The following is a 1,417-nucleotide window of genomic DNA, read 5'->3' as shown; positions in this document are numbered from 1 at the left end:
GAACCCCTCCACCGCCTAACGGCGGTTCCCCTCCCCTTTCAGGGGAGGCTATATGCAAGCTTGCAAACGCCGTATGAAATAAAGTCGCCCACTTGCATAAGAAAAACAATCGAATATCAACATTACCGATACAGGCAAAGGCAACAACCGGCGTTGGCAAGCCCCAGGCGGACAGCGAGGGCAACGAGCGAATTCCGCCGGACGGTTTCGACATGGCAGCACTAGAAGTTGCATTTCACGGAGAAATCCCTCCACCAGCTTCGCTGGTCCCCCTCCCTTTTCAAGGGAGGCTTATTTGTACCTAGGCTTCCCTGAAAGGGGAGCTGGCAAGCCGCAGGCTTGACTGAGGGGTTTCTTCTGTGAAACTTGAAACAAGAGTAAAAGCTATACTTCACACCAACTCCAACGCCCACGTAAACAGCTTCACCACCGCGGGCATGGTCAGCATGGACACCAGCGTGGTGACGGCGAAGATGTGGGAAGCGTAGGCATCGTTCATGTCGTGTTTCTGGCACTGGAGCGTGCACATTGCCGCCGAGGGGGCTGCCATCAGCACCAGCACCACAATACGGACAGACTCCGGAATGAAGCCCAGCGGCAGAAACAGTGCCGCCAGAATCACCGGCACGATCAGCAGCTTCACGGCACTGACATAATACACCCGCGGATTCTTCAGGGCATGGAACAGATCTGCCTGTGCCACGCTGATACCCGAAGCCACCATTGCCATAGGCGTATTCAGCCCTGCCACATAGCCGAAAGTCTTTCCCAGCAGATCCGGCAGCGGAATCCGGAAGAAGAACAGCAGCAGCCCGATCACGATACCGATCATGGTGGGAGAGCACAGCTTCTTCACCAGTGCTTTCCGGTCGTGCTGCCCTGTCAGCAGCATGATGCCGTGTGTCCACGCGAAGCAGAAGAACACCGACAGAAATGCCGTGGTATAAAACACGCCCTCGTTCCCCAGAATCGCACTCGCCAGCGGAATCCCCATGAAGCCGCAGTTGCTGTAAATGGCGGAAAAGCGTTCGATTTCCGTTTCCCGCCCCGGCTTCTGCCGCACCAGCAGATACACTGCCGCAATAAACACCACGTAGGACACCGCCGCCAGCAGAAACGTCCAGAGCATATTCACCACAAGACGGGACTCATACTCCACGTCGGCGTAGGCGTTCACCACCAGCACCGGCGTGACAATTTCCAATACAAAGTTGGAAAACTGCCTGCCGCCGTTTTTGTCCACGACTTTTGTCCGATAGGCAATGATGCCCACCACGTTCAGCAGCAGCATGAGAATTGCCTGCTTCAAAATGATCCATGCCAAATCCATACACCTCAATCCCAGAACAACGCGTGTACTCTAAGGAAACACTGAATAAAGCCCGCCTGACAGCTTTGCACGCAATCTGCTTGCAGA

1 protein-coding gene is annotated in these 1,417 nt (G+C 55.0%); it reads right to left on the bottom strand.

Annotated features, from left to right (window positions below):
- Positions 1-391 precede the first annotated feature (391 nt).
- Entirely contained in the window at positions 392-1,330 is a 939-nt protein-coding gene (locus RUMCAL_RS03560; RefSeq protein WP_021681156.1) for an AEC family transporter, read from the bottom strand.
- Positions 1,331-1,417: the final 87 nt, after the last annotated feature.

The sequence above is a fragment of the Ruminococcus callidus ATCC 27760 genome (assembly GCF_000468015.1).
Lineage (GTDB): Bacteria > Bacillota > Clostridia > Oscillospirales > Ruminococcaceae > Ruminococcus_C > Ruminococcus_C callidus.
The sequence above is the reverse complement of the archived record's forward strand: the minus strand, read 5'-3'. Positions and strand labels throughout refer to the sequence as shown.